The organism is Gilliamella sp. A7, assembly GCF_002142015.1.
GTDB lineage: Bacteria > Pseudomonadota > Gammaproteobacteria > Enterobacterales > Orbaceae > Gilliamella > Gilliamella apis_A.
Genome location: NZ_NASN01000003.1, coordinates 1 through 14,880, shown reverse-complemented (window position 1 = coordinate 14,880; position 14,880 = coordinate 1). Strand labels below are relative to the sequence as shown.

The 14,880-nt window shown below is 34.4% G+C and carries 15 protein-coding genes; 7 read left to right on the top strand and 8 right to left on the bottom strand.

The genetic code is table 11. From position 1 onward, the window contains the following. Positions 1 to 2: 2 nt before the first annotated feature. From citD to citX, 4 genes are read left to right on the top strand one after another with little or no spacing between them, the layout of a single operon-like run. Positions 3 to 293 (top strand): citrate lyase acyl carrier protein, encoded by a 291-nt coding sequence (citD, locus tag B6D18_RS01525; protein ID WP_034902004.1) that lies wholly within the window; start codon positions 3 to 5, stop codon positions 291 to 293. Beyond that, the gene (citE, locus tag B6D18_RS01520) at positions 290 to 1,177 is read left to right on the top strand and encodes a citrate (pro-3S)-lyase subunit beta (protein WP_065577565.1); all 888 of its coding nucleotides are present in this window, start codon (positions 290 to 292) and stop codon (positions 1,175 to 1,177) included. Before citD ends, citE begins: the two co-directional genes overlap by 4 nt. 12 nt (positions 1,178 to 1,189) lie before the next feature. Next, a complete protein-coding gene (gene citF / locus B6D18_RS01515) occupies positions 1,190 to 2,719 on the top strand; it encodes a citrate lyase subunit alpha (protein ID WP_086362829.1) in 1,530 nt (509 codons plus the stop codon). Positions 2,720 to 2,759: 40 nt separating this feature from the next. Further along, entirely contained in the window at positions 2,760 to 3,329 is a 570-nt protein-coding gene (gene citX / locus B6D18_RS01510) for a citrate lyase holo-[acyl-carrier protein] synthase (protein ID WP_086362828.1), read from the top strand. Between the two features lie 82 nt (positions 3,330 to 3,411). Here the strand turns inward: citX and metB are convergent, their stop codons facing one another. Then, entirely contained in the window at positions 3,412 to 4,578 is a 1,167-nt protein-coding gene (gene metB, locus B6D18_RS01505; RefSeq protein ID WP_086362827.1) for a cystathionine gamma-synthase, read from the bottom strand. 180 nt (positions 4,579 to 4,758) lie between these two features. Here metB and metJ point away from each other — a divergent pair, with 180 nt between their 5' ends. Then, positions 4,759 to 5,076, top strand: coding sequence for a met regulon transcriptional regulator MetJ (metJ, locus tag B6D18_RS01500; RefSeq protein ID WP_034904598.1), 318 nt, complete (start codon positions 4,759 to 4,761; stop codon positions 5,074 to 5,076). A 70-nt stretch (positions 5,077 to 5,146) separates the two neighbouring features. Here metJ and rpmE read toward each other — a convergent pair whose 3' ends face one another. The 7 genes from rpmE to B6D18_RS01465 all read right to left on the bottom strand — a co-directional run bounded on the left by rpmE (position 5,147) and on the right by B6D18_RS01465 (position 12,172). Further along, complete coding sequence (gene rpmE, locus B6D18_RS01495; RefSeq protein WP_034904595.1) at positions 5,147 to 5,362, bottom strand: 50S ribosomal protein L31; 216 nt, start codon at positions 5,360 to 5,362, stop codon at positions 5,147 to 5,149. A gap of 141 nt (positions 5,363 to 5,503) precedes the next feature. Continuing rightward, complete coding sequence (gene degS, locus B6D18_RS01490; RefSeq protein WP_086362826.1) at positions 5,504 to 6,556, bottom strand: outer membrane-stress sensor serine endopeptidase DegS; 1,053 nt, start codon at positions 6,554 to 6,556, stop codon at positions 5,504 to 5,506. 108 nt (positions 6,557 to 6,664) lie between these two features. Next, complete coding sequence (locus B6D18_RS01485; protein ID WP_086362825.1) at positions 6,665 to 8,044, bottom strand: Do family serine endopeptidase; 1,380 nt, start codon at positions 8,042 to 8,044, stop codon at positions 6,665 to 6,667. Between the two features lie 84 nt (positions 8,045 to 8,128). Next, on the bottom strand, positions 8,129 to 8,533 hold the full coding sequence (locus B6D18_RS01480) for a YhcB family protein (protein WP_086362824.1): 405 nt from the start codon (positions 8,531 to 8,533) through the stop codon (positions 8,129 to 8,131). A 50-nt stretch (positions 8,534 to 8,583) separates the two neighbouring features. Further along, positions 8,584 to 9,045: a DUF721 domain-containing protein gene (locus B6D18_RS01475; RefSeq protein ID WP_086362823.1), complete on the bottom strand. Its 462-nt coding sequence runs from the start codon at positions 9,043 to 9,045 to the stop codon at positions 8,584 to 8,586. Positions 9,046 to 9,312: 267 nt separating this feature from the next. Continuing rightward, the gene (gntP, locus tag B6D18_RS01470; RefSeq protein WP_086362822.1) at positions 9,313 to 10,656 is read right to left on the bottom strand and encodes a gluconate permease GntP; all 1,344 of its coding nucleotides are present in this window, start codon (positions 10,654 to 10,656) and stop codon (positions 9,313 to 9,315) included. Positions 10,657 to 10,696: 40 nt separating this feature from the next. Then, the gene (locus B6D18_RS01465) at positions 10,697 to 12,172 is read right to left on the bottom strand and encodes a mannitol dehydrogenase family protein (RefSeq protein WP_086362821.1); all 1,476 of its coding nucleotides are present in this window, start codon (positions 12,170 to 12,172) and stop codon (positions 10,697 to 10,699) included. Positions 12,173 to 12,454: 282 nt separating this feature from the next. Here B6D18_RS01465 and B6D18_RS01460 point away from each other — a divergent pair, with 282 nt between their 5' ends. Next, complete coding sequence (locus B6D18_RS01460) at positions 12,455 to 13,216, top strand: FCD domain-containing protein (protein WP_086362820.1); 762 nt, start codon at positions 12,455 to 12,457, stop codon at positions 13,214 to 13,216. 75 nt (positions 13,217 to 13,291) lie between these two features. Further along, positions 13,292 to 14,473: a mannonate dehydratase gene (uxuA, locus tag B6D18_RS01455; RefSeq protein ID WP_086362819.1), complete on the top strand. Its 1,182-nt coding sequence runs from the start codon at positions 13,292 to 13,294 to the stop codon at positions 14,471 to 14,473. Positions 14,474 to 14,880 lie beyond the last annotated feature (407 nt).

Sequence of the window (14,880 nt, the reverse complement as noted above, 5' to 3'; positions counted from 1 at the left end):
ACATGAAAATACAAAAAGAAGCCATGGCAGGAACTCTCGAATCCAGCGATTTGTTAGTTAAAGTCATGCCAAATACTGGCATCGAAATTGTTATTAATAGTGATGTAAATAAACAATTTGGCGATCAAATTCGCGCTGTGGTTAATAACACATTAAATGAACTTAACTTAACTGATGGTTTAATCATTATTGACGATAAAGGTGCTTTAGATTGTGCAATAAAAGCACGGGTACAATGTGCTGTGTTACGTGGTGCAGAAGAAACTGAATTAGATTGGAGTAAATTACTATGAAAAAATTACGTCGCAGTATGCTGTTTCTTCCAGGTGCAAATGCAGCAATGTTATCTACATCTTTTGTCTATAAACCAGACTCAATTATGTTTGATCTTGAAGATGCTGTGTCTATCAAAGAAAAAGATTCAGCTCGTCTACTCGTCGCGCAAACATTAAAATTACCTGTTTATAAAGAACATGGCATTGAAACTGTAGTTAGAATTAATGCATTAAATACACCATTTGGTCTTAAAGACTTAGAAGCCGTTGTGCGAGCTGGTGTTGATGTTGTTCGCTTACCAATGACCAATAGTGCTGAAGATATTCATGAACTTGAAGCGCATGTTGAACGAATTGAAAAAGAGTGTGGCCGAGAAGTGGGTAGCACTAAATTAATGGCTGCTATTGAATCAGCTCAAGCAGTAGTTAATGCAGTATCCATTGCTAAATCATCGCCACGTTTAATTGGTATCGCTCTTGCGGCATTTGATTATCTAGTCGATATGCAAACAGAACGCGGGGATGGTACTGAACTATTTTATGCACGCTGTGCTGTTTTACATGCAGCTCGTGTAGCCGGTATTGATGCTTTTGATGTTGTTTATTCGAATGTTAATGATGATGAAGGCTTTTTAAAAGAAGTCAGCCTAATTAAAAAATTAGGATACAACGGTAAATCATTAATTAATCCACGACAAATTGAGCTATTACATAATGCTTATGCACCTACTGCTAGTGAAGTAGAAAATGCTAAAAAAGTCGTTGAAGCCGCTGAAGAAGGTGAAAGAAAAGGGCTTGGAGTTGTTTCTTTGAATGGCAAAATGATTGATGCACCAATTATTGCTCGTGCGCAAAAAATCATTGAACTAGCTAAATACTCCGGTGTACGTAAAGAAATTTGATAGGATTGAAACATGACAACTTCTATAAACCAAAAAATTGCTGATTTATTAAAACAGCATCCTGATCTTAAAAATATCACACCATTTATTGATGCTAATGCAACCACACCTTATCTAAAAGATGAGTCTAAATATACCCGTAAATTGTGTGAGTCAATTGAACAAGCAATAGAAAAGTGTGAACTTCGTGATGGAATGACTATCTCTTTTCACCATGCATTTCGTGAAGGCGATAAAGTTATCAACAAAGTTATTGAAACTATTAGTAAATTAGGTATTAAGAACCTTACATTAGCTTCAAGCTCATTATTAAGCTGTAATGCAGCATTGATTCCTCATATTGAGTCTGGTGTAATTACTAAAATCTATACCTCAGGATTACGTGGAAAATTAGCTGATGCGATTTCACACGGCCTGATGGAAAATCCGGTACATATCCATTCTCACGGTGGTCGAGTCAAATTAATCCAAAGCGGAGAAATTAATATTGATATCGCATTCTTAGCGGTATCAACTGCTGACGAACAAGGTAATGCTAATGGCGTATCAGGTAAATCACAATGTGGCGCCCTTGGTTATGCTATGGTTGATGCTCAATTTGCTAAGAAAGTAGTTTTACTTACTGAAGATATTGTTGGTTATCCTAACCATCCAGCAAGCATCCGCCAAGATCAAGTTGACTATATTGTTAAAGTTGACGAAGTTGGTGACCCAACTAAAATTAGCGTTGGTGCAGCACGTATCACCAGTAACCCTAGAGAATTAATGATTGCACGCTATGCCGCTGATGTTATCGAAAATTCAGGTTATTTTAAAGATGGATTCTCAATTCAGACTGGTTCTGGCGCATCATCAACTGCAGCGACACGCTTTTTAGAAAATCGGATGAGAGCGAAAAATATCACAGCATCATTTGCTCTAGGTGGTATTACAGCCAGTATCGTCGATCTTCATGAGAAAGGCTTAGTAAAACGTTTACTTGATACACAAAGTTTTGATGGAGCTGCAGGACAGTCTTTAGGCAAGAATAAAGATCATATTGAAGTTTCAACTAACGTTTACGCTAATCCAGCCTCAAAAGGTGCGAGTGTTGATGAATTAGATATTGTTATTCTCAGCGCACTCGAAATAGATTTAGATTTCAACGTTAATGTACTAACAGGATCTGATGGTGTTATGCGCGGAGCATCCGGTGGTCACTGTGATACAGCCGCTGGAGCAAATCTAACTATCATCGTTGCGCCACTAATTCGTAGCCGAATTCCAACAGTAATAAGAAAAGTAACGACAATTGTTACACCAGGTGAAAGTGTAGATGTGCTAGTCACTGACCATGGTATAGCGGTAAATCCTGCTCGTCCTGAAATCGCAGAACGATTAAAAGCGGCTAATTTACCAGTAATGACTATTGAAGAACTTTATCAACGGGCTATTGCATTAACAGGTGAACCAAAACCAATTGAATTTAAAGATAAAATTGTTGGGATTGTTCACTTCCGTGACGGCTCAATTATTGATGTTGTTCGTCAAGTCAAAGAATAATTAACTTTGTAATAGTAATAGCATAACAAAATTCTTAGTTATGCTATTACTCAACATCATTATGAATAATCCAACATTAAGATTCGACGATGGCATTAACATAACGCTTGAGCAAATGTTAATGGCTAAAGAAAACCGGGTAAACAATCAGCAACAAGTTTTTCAGCAGTACCCTTATCCGCTAATATCATTAAGTTTAGTAATACCTGGACCAATCAAGAAAAGTAGTGGCACTGTATTTTTATTTAATGAAGCAGTACAAGCTATTCATCAGATGTTAAGCCAACATAATATTTCTATTATCCATGAAAAACTTTATGAAAGCATAACTGGTGATGGAGCATTATTATCAATTGATTATAACGTTGATATGCTTAAACAACTGTGTATAAAAATTGAGGAGAGGCATTTTTTAGGACGATTATGGGATATTGATGTCATTGATCCTATTACACAAAAAAGTATTTCTCGGTCTAAATTCGAGCATCATTCTCGACAATGTTTAGTTTGCCATGATAATGCTAAAATTTGTGGTCGTAGTAAACGGCATTCCATTAATGAGATCCTCAGCACCATTACCAATAAAGTCAATGATTATCGAAATAATTAAACCAGCTTAAATATATAGCTGCCTATATTAATAGAGTCGAAAAATAAGCTATTTTCCAACTCTATTGATAAATTGATGATGGTTAAATATTTGCTAACGCTTGCTCTAAATCACCAATCAGATCATCGATATCCTCGAGCCCCACAGAAATACGTAATAATTGATCGGATATACCCGCCGTTTTACGTGCTTCAGCACTAATTCCTGAATGGGTCATTGTAGCTGGATGACATATCAAACTTTCTACGCCACCAAGTGATTGCGCTAAGGTAAAAATATTCAACGCATCTAGGAATTTAGGCATATCATTGGCAACACAAGCTAATTCAAAACTCAACAGTGAACCGAAGCCTTTTTGTTGTTTTTTGGCAATGTCATGACCTAAATTTGTTGGTAACAAAGGATGAAAAACTTTAGCAATTTTAGGATGATTAACTAGAAATTGAACGACTTTTTCCGCATTTTCTTGTTGCAATCTAACTCTCGCAGTAAGGGTTCTTAAACCTCGCAATAATAAATAACTATCAAATGATGAAGTTGATGTTCCGATATTATTTGCCCACCACAATACATCTGTAGCTAATTGTTGATCTTTAAATACTAATATTCCAGCTAATAAATCTGAGTGACCATTTAAAAATTTAGTACAAGAGTGACTAACAATATCCGCCCCTAATTCCAGTGGTTTTTGTAAAATTGGTGTCATAAAAGTATTATCAACCAAAACTAACGCTCCAACCTCATGCGCCTGACGTGCAATATCATCAATATCAACCACTCTTAATAATGGATTACTTGGCGATTCAATCAATACTAATTTAGGTTTTAAATTCAGCGCTTCTTTTAAAGCGATAGGATCGGATTGGTCTACAAATTTGGTTTTAAAATAACCTTTTTGACTCAAGCTATTAAATAATCGATAACTACCGCCATAACAATCATGAGGAGCAACAACGGTATCATTTGGGCCTAATAACGCAACACTAATTAGATGAATTGCTGACATACCACAGTTGGTTAAAATGGCATCTGCACCGCCTTCTAATTTCGCTACCGTTTCCTCAACTAATCGTCTACTTGGATTAGACTTGCGACCATAATCAAATTTCCTTGGTGTTGCAAATGATTGATAGCGATAACAAGTTGAAGGCGTAATAACAGGAACTACGCTACCAAATTGGTCATCTGTATTTAATCCACCACGAACAGCAATAGTATCTTGGCTAAGATTTTTAGATTTATGAGCCATAATAACCTTCCTACAAACCACTTTATTTATTTTAAGATTTTAGTTGTATAAGAATAACACAATAACAAAAGACGTCAACATGTCTAGACGTCTAACTATCTTGGTGTATAGATTGCAGCTAAGCAAAAAAAACGCTAAAATTATCCACATTAATTGTGATGTGATTGATTTGGTGAATAAATGATGGAATGGAACGGCGATTATATTAGCCCTTATGCTGAGCATGGTAAAAAAAGCGAACAAGTAAAAAAAATTACAGTCTCAATTCCGTTAAAAGTATTAAAAATATTAACTGATGAGCGAACTAGACGGCAAGTCAATAATTTACGTCATGCAACGAATAGTGAACTTTTATGTGAAGCTTTTTTACACGCTTATACCGGCCAACCATTGCCTTGTGATGAAGATTTACAGAAAGATCATGATGATGGCATCCCGTTACAAGCACAGAAAATGATGCGAGCTTTAGGCATAGATCCCGATTTAATTGATGAATGATTTAATCATAAATCATAGCTATAAAAAAGGCGCTTAAAGCGCCTTTTTTACAACGTAAAAATTAGTAAAACTATTTTTTACCACCAACCATTGCAAAACGTTGTTTGAATTTATCAACACGTCCGCCAGTTGCTACATCACGTTGTTTACCAGTATAAAACGGATGACATTCACCACACACGTCAAGATGAATATCATGACCAATAGTTGAATGAGTTTCAATTTTGTTACCGCAAGAACAAGTTGCTGTAATTGCAGTGTATTCTGGATGGATACCTTCTTTCATAATAAACCTCTAAAGTTTGTTCGTATCGCTATATAAATGGCTTAACCGCAAAATCTATACACCATACGAGTGTTAAATAACATGATAAGGGAGCGAATTATACGCCCTACATCAAAGATAATCAAGCAATAAAAGGCCAATCTAAACCGGCAATTGACCAATCGTGATTTGCAATTGAATCTTTTCTCCATTACGTAAAACAACTATGGGGACGATTGTTCCCGGTTTCAACTCAGCAATCTGATCCATGGTTTCAACAATCGATCTAACTGGTTTATTATCAACCTTTATTAAAATATCATTAGTTTGAATACCTGCCTGTAAAGAAGGTCCTTCAGCATGAGTGACTAAAATACCTAATACTTTTGGTAGATCGCTTGGGTTTTGTGTTGGTGCAAATTCTAACCCATCAATGCCAATATAGCCTCGTATCACTTTGCCATCTTGAATTAATTTATTCACTATTTTAACGGCTAATGCAGTTGGAATGGCAAAACCAATACCTTCAGGCACATCATTACCTAAATTTTTGGCAAATGTCAGAGTGTTAATACCGACCAATTCCCCCTTAGTGTTAACTAAAGCACCACCAGAATTGCCGTGATTAATGGATGCATCCGTTTGGATAAAATTTTGTCGACGATATGGACTGAGTCCATCACGGCCGGTAGCACTAATAATACCTTGAGTAATTGTTTGCCCAATATTATATGGATTACCGATAGCTAAAACTACATCACCAATTTTCGGATCGCGAGTAGGATTAATTGGTATTGTCGGAAGATTAGATGCTTCGATTTTAAGTACTGCAATATCAACTAATTTATCGGAACCGACAGATAATGCAGCAAAAATCCGCCCATCTTGTAAAGCAACAATAATTTGTTCCGCCCCATCAACAACATGATAATTGGTAACGATATAACCAAGCTCGCTCATAATAACACCAGAACCTAATGGTGTTATTGGGCTATCTTGTGATTGTTTTGGTACAGAATTAATTGAGCGACTATAAATATTAACCACAGCAGGGGCTGCAATCTTTACTGCATTAGAATAACTCATAGGTTCATCATTAAAAATAGATCTTGAAAAATCAGATTGCGTTCCATTTCTTAAAGAAGGGAAAATAATGAGTAACACTATAGCTAAAACAGCACCAATTAATATTGGCCATAAAATTTTTCTAAGCATAATTGTCGCTAGCAGGATGAGAATTATGGATAGAATTCTATCATATATAACTGAGGTTAAAAATGCGTTTTCGTCGATGCGAAGCACCGACGATTTCTAGCTAAATAATTAACGTAAAATGAGATAAAGACGACTATCGCCTCTAACAATGTTTAAAGCAATAGCAGAAGGATTACTTTCAATAATTGTACGTAAATCAGAAATACTAGTCACTCTAGTTTTATTTACACCAGTGATTAAATCACCCTCTTGTAAACTTAATCGAGATGCAGCTGAATTCTTAGCAATACTCTCAATCAATACGCCTTTTTGGCCTTTTACCTGGCCATTAGCTAAAGTTGCACCATCGAGTGCTGGATGAAGAGATTTTGCCTCAGTTGTTAACTCATCACTATTTTTTAATTTCACCTCAACAGAGATTTCTTTGCCATCTCGAATAATACCTAACTTGACAGTACGACCTGCACCCGTTGTGGCAATTTTAGCGCGTAACTCAGCAAAGCTATCAACGGGTTTGCCATTCATTGAAATAATGACATCACCAGATTTTATACCTGCTTCTTTGGCTGCTGAATCAGCAATAACTTCACTAACAAATGCGCCTTTCTGCACTTCAAGGTCAAAGGCTTTAGCTATATCGGATGTTAATTCATGACCTTTTATACCTAAAACGCCTCGTTTGACTTCACCATATTCAATAAGTTGAGAAGTTAAACTTTTAACCATATTGCTAGGTATCGCAAAACCAATACCAACATTACCACCGCTTGGCGCAATAATAGCGGTGTTAATGCCAACTAGCTCACCATTCAAATTAACTAGAGCGCCACCTGAATTACCTTGGTTAATGGAAGCATCAGTTTGGATAAAGTTCTCAAATCCATTCATATTTAGCCCACTACGAGCTAGTGCTGAAATAATACCTGATGTTACCGTTTGACCAATTCCAAATGGATTACCAATCGCAACAACATAATCACCAACTCTTGTTTTATCTGAATCAGCAATGTTAATAGCAGTTAATTTGTTAGCATCATCAATTTTTAACAAAGCAATATCACTTTGTGGATCCTTACCAATTAATTTCGCTTGATATTCATGACCATCATTTAATGAAACAGTAATTTTATCTGCATTATCAATTACATGGTTATTAGTCACAATATAACCTTTTTCAGCATCAATAATTACACCAGATCCTAATCCTGAAAATGGTCTAGATTGACTATCAGGGTAACCAAAAAATCGTCTAAACTCTTCCGGCATATTGCTTTGCATTTTTGCTGTACCTTCAACTTTAATACTCACAACTGAAGGTAATACTCTTTCTAACATTGGTGCCAATGTAGGTTGTTGCTGTTGAGGACTATTATCAGTTGGAATAAACGGAAAAGCAGCATAAGCATTCGGTAATGAAGCTAAACTTAAACCTAAACTTAAGGCAATTATGCTTAATAAATTTTTTGGTTTACGTAAAGAATGACTCATTATAAAACTCTCTTGTTTGAATGATTTAATATTTACAAGATAAATCTGATTAATATACTCTGTTCAAAAAACATTTAAAATTAATCACGGTTTAATATCTTCATTTTTGAATAATCCTGATGGATTATCGGAATAATCTTTAGGCTGTTTTTCAAGAGTTAACTCTTGTTTAACACTGATGTCATTATTTGACTCTAGATCAATAATAGGAATATTCTCATCATTTATAAATTGTCCTGAACTTTCAGCAATGTGCTGATATAAACGACGAAACTCTTTGGCCATATTATCTAAAATTTCAGCACTATGTGAAAAATGCTTAACCATCATTTGTTTCTGTGACGCTAACTCTTCTTGAGCTTGCTCTAATTCGCGTTGTGCTTTGATATATTTACGCCCTTTTGGCGAAATAAAATTCATGAAAATCATGCCTAAAATAAATCCAATTACTAGGCCAATGACGATATAAGTCATCATATTATTATCCATATTTCACTCCTTATAGCTTTTAATTATATAACTTGAACATATTATTTGGTTTATTTTGCATGGTTCGCAAGTTTAATCAATTGTTTTTTCAATTTATCTGGTGCTTGTTCTGCAACTGTATTTAAATATATTGCAGTTTGCTTACTAATTACATTGCTAATTTTAACATTCTTATCTGACAAAATAACTGATTGCGAATAATTAGTCGCTATAGTTGGATTAATTTTATATTGTATAGAAGATAAAGATGGTAAGATTTTTTGGCGTATCCCTGATAATAAATTACTTTGTTCATATTTTAGTCTTGTTAACCAGCTGGCAGAGCTGACTTCAAGAATGAGCACACCTTGACGATAATTAGCAATTCGATATTGCTGATTTAATGGTGTTGGAAGTAATTCATCAATAACTTTGCTCAATTGATTTAAAGCAATACTTCTTTCCTTTATTTTTGATAATAATGCCCCTTGTGACAACAAAGAGGTCAACACTTTGGGTTCATTATCACGCATAATTCAGGCTTATCCTTTCTTCCTGCTAAAATTAATAGCAACTTACTCAATCTAAAAAAATGATATTCAATTTTATATAATGTTACCGCAATTAGTGTGAAATGTCTTACTGAAAAAATTGCATTTCATTAAAAAATGATTTTATCCAGTTAATATAATTAATTTAAATAGCAACAGGAAGATCTTATATTTAATAAGTCGATTCAAAAGATATAAAAATAGATTAATAGCTAAATTACTATTAATCTATTTTTCAAAAATTTATTATTATGCAATTAAGCTAATAATAAGCACAACTATTAATCCAACAATTGAGTTAACTAATTCTAATAATCCCCAAGTTTTTAAAGTATCTTTGATTGATAAGTCAAAATAACCTTTAAATAACCAAAAAGAAGCATCATTAATATGCGTCAAAGTGTTGGAACCAGCTGCAGTAGCAAGAACAAGTAATGCAGGGTTAACATCGTGCATAACTCCTGTGGATGGATCAATAACTGCTGCACCAATTATACCTGCCGCAGTCATAGCAGATACAACACCTTGCCCTGTGGCTAAACGAATTAACACAGTAATTAACCACGCCATGATGTAAGGTGATACGCCTCCAGTTGACATTAATTGGCCTATGTTATCCCCAATCCCTGTATCAATTATGATTTGTTTTAAAGCTCCACCTGCACCAATAATTAATACCACCATAGCAATACCTTTTACAGCATTATCAAATGAGTGCATAACCCATTCCATAGAATGGTTAAGCTTTTTTCCAAAAAATATAAATGCAGTAATCATAGCAATAAACATTGCTATTTGAGAAGAACCAAGAAAGTTAAATATTGAATATAAAGTTGTTCCTTTTTCCAACCAAATATTTGCAACTGTTGTCGCAATCATAATATACGCTGGAATTAAAGGAATAGTGATTGATGTAAAAAAAGAAGGAAGATTATTTTCATCTATAGGGTCTTCAGATTGTAAAAATTGAGGTATTGGTCTCTCAAGATTACCTAAGAATTTAGGAAGAATTAAACCTGCAAAAATTACAGATGGAATAGCCACAATTAGTCCATAAATATATACCATTCCCATATCAGCGCCATACGCATTAACTAATGCAACAGGTCCTGGTTGTGGTGGAAATAGTGAATGAGCTGTAGTTGCCGCTGCAACCCCTGGTATTGCTAATTTTAAAAAAGGTATTTTAGCTTCATATGCTAGAGCAATCACTAATGGAGCCAAAATAATAAATGCTGCTTCATAAAACATAGCAAGTCCAAATATAAGACCCATGATTATAATCGCTAATTTTACATATTTAATTCCTAGTCTTCTTAATAATGTTTGAGCAATTTGATGGGCAGCACCAGAATCTACCATTAATTTTCCAATAACTGCTCCAAATACAACAATTATTGCTAATTCACCAAGAGTTCCACCAAATCCAGTTTTTATAGTCTTAAGTATGTTTAATAAATCCATCTTAGCCATCAAACCAACAAATATTGCAGCAGCTAGCAAGGCAATCATTGAATTTATTTTAAAACGAATATTTAAAAGTAACATTAATCCAATTCCAAGAATAACCCAAAGAATATTTAGAAATTCCATGAATATAACTCCTATTTTAAATTTAATTGTTGGTTAAAGGTTAATTTGATGTAACATAACTATCTAACGTTGACTTAGCACCATTTTTCATTAATGACAAATAATAATTTTTTAATAGCGTTTTTAATTTTTCATTTTTAGGTAAATCTGTTCCAAATACTGTTTTTAACTTTAATAGTTGGTCAACTCGCTCAGCACCATCAATAGTTGTATTCACTACTTTTCGTAATTGTTCTGACATGGGATCTCTAATATCAATTATCTGATTATTGTCATCAATTCCACCTACATAACGCATCCATCCTGCTACTCCTAAAGCAAGTAATGAAAAATCAGAATTATGTTTGATATGCCAACGAATAGAATCAAGCATACGTTGCGGTAGTTTTTGAGTACCATCCATGGCTATTTGCCATGTTCGATGTTTTAGTGATGGGTTACTAAATCTTTCAATGAGTTTTTCGGCATATTGTTGTAAATTAACCTGTGGTGGAACATTTAAAGTTGGAGCTTGTTGATGTAGCATTAATGACAAAGTTGCCTGTTTATAACTCTCATCATTCATACAATCATTAATATGCTCATAGCCAGCTAAATAACCTAAATACGCTAAGAATGAGTGACTACCGTTTAACATTCGAAGTTTCATCTCTTCATATGGGACAACATTATCAACAAATTCAGCACCAACTTCATTCCAATTAGGACGAGCAGTAACAAAATTATCTTCAATAACCCATTGAATAAATGGTTCACAAGCTATACCACAAGGATCAAACATACCGCCTAGTACATCTTGAATTTCAGTTAATGTTTCGGCTGTCGCAGCAGGTACAATACGATCGACCATGGTACAAGGGAAAGTGGTGTGGGTTTCAATCCATTGAGCTAACTCTGGATCACGTGCATTTGCTAAGTCTAAAATCGCTTTCTTTAATACCAAACCATTTTCAGGCATATTATCACATGATAAAGCAGTAAATGATTTTAAACCTCGCTGCATTCGTCTATATAAGGCTTCAACAAGCACACCAGGAGCTGACATAGGTTTAGTTGGCGAAATCAGATCAGATTTAATGAATTGATTATTTAAATCCAAGCCAACACCACCTGGTAACATACAATAACCTTTTTCTGTCACCGTCAATGAAACAATCTCGACTACCGGATCAGCCATTTTTTCTAAAATAGCTTCAATACCATCTATTGGCGCTAATAATGATTCTTTCACACTGCCAATAATATAGGCTTGTTTAGACTTTGCGCCTTTTTCTAAAACTGTATAGAGATGATCTTGTTTGCGAATATCATTAATAAGTTCTTCACCTCCAACAATATTTACCTCACAAATAGCCCAATCACTGTTACTTTTATTTAACAGACGATCAGTAAATAATGCCTGATGAGCTCGATGAAAGGCACCAAAACCTATATGTACAATCCGCGCTACCATTTTTTCTCGGTTATATAGAGGCTGGTGTTCGATTGATTGGGGAATATTTGATAAATTTAACATGTAACACACCATAATTAACGAGCTAACAGTATTTATTGGCTAGACATGTTTTCATTTGTTGATAAAATTTTCACCTTTATTTTTTGATTTTTGTGATCTGCATCACGCTTTTTGGCTTATATTATGAGGGTTTTTACAAGAAAACATTATAATTCCAAATAATATTGGTAAACCAATATAAAAACTGAAACGACTTTTTATTATTATAGGCTTAGAGGAGTTGTAATAATTAGCGTATAATTATCTACATTAAACTTAAAAGTATTCTAAGGACTATAGATTATGCCAAGGATCAATCGACTTTATCAAGAAATTGGTAATGAGTTGAAAACATTATTAAAAATCGGAACCTTTAAAATTGGTGATCGGCTTCCACCAGAAAGAGACATTGCTGAAACTTTTAATGTCAGTAGGACAGTAGTTCGTGAAGCGTTAATTATGTTAGAGCTTGAAAATTTAGTTGCAGTAAAAAAAGGCTCCGGTGTTTACGTAATTGGTTTACCTGATGATGTCTTATCCGAAAAAAATAGAAGGATTGAAGAAGAAGATTTTGGTCCATTTGAATTATTACAGGCAAGACAATTAATTGAAAGCAATATTGCCGCTTTTGCAGCCTCACAGATTGTCAAAGCAGATATAGTTGAATTAAGAGCAATATTGGAACAAGAACGGCACACATTTGAACAAAATAAACTATATGATTACACCGCTGACGAGATGTTTCATATAACAATAGCTAGAGCTACCAAAAATTCAGTACTTGAACGTTTATTGGCAGATCTATGGGCTAAACGATCCACAAGTAAAATGTGGGACCAGCTACAAAGTAGAATCACCGATCATAGTTACCGTAAAAAGTGGCTATATGATCACGAAAAAATTTTACAAGCATTACAATTAAAAGATGCTATGGCTGCACGCCATGCTATGTGGCAACACCTAGAAAATGTTAAACAAACATTAATGACAGTTTCTGACAGTGAAGATCCAAATTTTGATGGTTATTTATTTGACTCTATTCCGGTCACTATTGTTAACCAATAGCGGCAAATATGCATTGTTAATGGATCTTCCTTTAGGAATGACTTATTAAATAAAGAATCATTAAGGAGATTTTTGATGGAACAAACAATGCGTTGGTATGGACCTAGCGACCCAGTATCATTAGATGATATCAGACAATCCGGAGCAACCGGAATTGTTACAGCATTACACCATATACCTAACGGTGAAGTATGGACTATTGATGAAATTCAAAAACGAAAAAAAATAATCGAAGATAAGGGACTCGTTTGGTCTGTTGTCGAAAGTATTCCAGTTCATGAAGAGATAAAAACCCATTCAGGTAATGTTGAGCAACATATTGCTAATTATCAACAATCTATTCGTAATTTAGCCGCTTGTGGTATTGATACGGTTTGCTATAATTTTATGCCAGTATTAGACTGGACTCGCACCGATCTTGGTTATCAATTACCAGATGGTTCAAGAGCCCTGCGCTTTGATCAAATTGCCTTTGCAGCATTTGATATCCATATTTTGCAACGATCTGATGCCGAAAAAGATTATAGTCAAGAAGAAATCCTTTCAGCAAAAGCTTACTTCGAACAAATGACACCAGCCGATAAAGATAAACTGGTAGCAAACATTATCGCAGGTTTACCTGGTGCTGAAGAAGGTTATTCAATTGATCAGTTTCGAGCACATCTTGCAACTTATCATAGTATTGATAAAGCTAAATTACGCGAAAACTATGCTTATTTCTTAAAAGCTATTGTACCTGTTGCAGAAGAAGTGGGAGTTGTATTAACTGTTCATCCAGATGATCCTCCTAGACCGATTTTAGGTTTACCACGCATTGTTTCAACGATTGAAGATATGCAATGGATAAAAGAGACTGTTAATAGTATCCATAATGGCTTTTGCTTTTGTACTGGTTCTTATGGTGTTCGTAGCGATAATGATTTAGTTACTATGGCTAAAAAATTTGCCGATCGAATTTATTTTATTCATCTACGCGCAACAGTACGTGAAGATAATCCATTATCTTTCCACGAAGGTGATCACCTAGCTGGGGACGTTGATATGTATGGCGTAATAAAAGTACTTATTGCGGAAGAAGAACGTCGCAAAAAAGCTGGCATAAACCGTTTAATACCTGTTCGTCCAGATCATGGTCACCAGATGCTAGATGATCTTAAAAAGAAAACTAATCCAGGTTATTCTGCAATAGGGCGCTTAAGAGGCTTAGCTGAAATCCGTGGTGTTGAATACGCAATTAGACGTGCATTTTTCGAATAAAGAATAATTTATCTGTATTGAAAGCCCATCATTATGGGCTGTTTTATTTCCTAAATTTACATATAAAAATAGCGTGATATACACGCTATTTTCCTTATATAGTTAGGATGTTTTTACTATAAATAATTATTATTGATATCTACTTACTTAAAACACTGTTAAATCAAATTAAAGAATAAAATTTGCAGCCCAATTTCTTAGTCTATAGCTATTTTCTATTATTTAAAGTTGATTAATAAAATCTATATTACAATTGGTAAACCAAATATACCACTAATTTTAAACAATATATTATAGATATTTACCAAAAATGTGATATTTGTCACACCAATTTACATAATTGGTATAATAAATTTACATAACAAAAAGATCAACCTATTTAAATTAATAGTTAAATAGACTAAACA

Excerpts from the sequence above, each read along its gene's own strand:
- citD (WP_034902004.1), top strand. The coding sequence starts at position 3 with ATGAAAATACAAAAAGAAGCCATGGCAGGAACTCTCGAATCCAGCGAT.
- citE (WP_065577565.1), top strand. The coding sequence starts at position 290 with ATGAAAAAATTACGTCGCAGTATGCTGTTTCTTCCAGGTGCAAATGCA.
- citF (WP_086362829.1), top strand. The coding sequence starts at position 1,190 with ATGACAACTTCTATAAACCAAAAAATTGCTGATTTATTAAAACAGCAT.
- citX (WP_086362828.1), top strand. The coding sequence starts at position 2,760 with ATGCTATTACTCAACATCATTATGAATAATCCAACATTAAGATTCGAC.
- metB (WP_086362827.1), bottom strand. The coding sequence starts at position 4,578 with ATGGCTCATAAATCTAAAAATCTTAGCCAAGATACTATTGCTGTTCGT.
- metJ (WP_034904598.1), top strand. The coding sequence starts at position 4,759 with ATGATGGAATGGAACGGCGATTATATTAGCCCTTATGCTGAGCATGGT.
- rpmE (WP_034904595.1), bottom strand. The coding sequence starts at position 5,362 with ATGAAAGAAGGTATCCATCCAGAATACACTGCAATTACAGCAACTTGT.
- degS (WP_086362826.1), bottom strand. The coding sequence starts at position 6,556 with ATGCTTAGAAAAATTTTATGGCCAATATTAATTGGTGCTGTTTTAGCT.
- B6D18_RS01485 (WP_086362825.1), bottom strand. The coding sequence starts at position 8,044 with ATGAGTCATTCTTTACGTAAACCAAAAAATTTATTAAGCATAATTGCC.
- B6D18_RS01480 (WP_086362824.1), bottom strand. The coding sequence starts at position 8,533 with ATGGATAATAATATGATGACTTATATCGTCATTGGCCTAGTAATTGGA.
- B6D18_RS01475 (WP_086362823.1), bottom strand. The coding sequence starts at position 9,045 with ATGCGTGATAATGAACCCAAAGTGTTGACCTCTTTGTTGTCACAAGGG.
- gntP (WP_086362822.1), bottom strand. The coding sequence starts at position 10,656 with ATGGAATTTCTAAATATTCTTTGGGTTATTCTTGGAATTGGATTAATG.
- B6D18_RS01465 (WP_086362821.1), bottom strand. The coding sequence starts at position 12,172 with ATGTTAAATTTATCAAATATTCCCCAATCAATCGAACACCAGCCTCTA.
- B6D18_RS01460 (WP_086362820.1), top strand. The coding sequence starts at position 12,455 with ATGCCAAGGATCAATCGACTTTATCAAGAAATTGGTAATGAGTTGAAA.
- uxuA (WP_086362819.1), top strand. The coding sequence starts at position 13,292 with ATGGAACAAACAATGCGTTGGTATGGACCTAGCGACCCAGTATCATTA.